This is a genomic window from Citrobacter sp. Ce119, assembly GCF_030334525.1.
In the GTDB taxonomy this organism is placed as follows: Bacteria; Pseudomonadota; Gammaproteobacteria; order Enterobacterales; family Enterobacteriaceae; genus Citrobacter; species Citrobacter europaeus.
On the sequence record NZ_JAOWDR010000028.1, the window covers coordinates 1 to 219 of the forward strand.

At 56.6% G+C, this 219-nt stretch carries 2 tRNA genes; both read left to right on the forward strand.

Annotated elements, in window-relative coordinates:
* Positions 1-22 precede the first annotated feature (22 nt).
* A tRNA-Val gene (locus OGV80_RS02185) sits at positions 23-98 on the forward strand.
* 46 nt (positions 99-144) lie between these two features.
* Positions 145-217, forward strand: a tRNA-Val gene (locus tag OGV80_RS02190).
* Positions 218-219 lie beyond the last annotated feature (2 nt).

Genomic DNA, 219 nt, shown 5'->3' on the forward strand with positions numbered 1-219 from the left:
ATAATGCGACTCCACACAGCGGGGGTGATTAGCTCAGCTGGGAGAGCACCTCCCTTACAAGGAGGGGGTCGGCGGTTCGAACCCGTCATCACCCACCAACTACTTTATGTAGTCTCCGCCGTGTAGAGTAAGAAATTGAGAAGTGGGTGATTAGCTCAGCTGGGAGAGCACCTCCCTTACAAGGAGGGGGTCGGCGGTTCGATCCCGTCATCACCCACC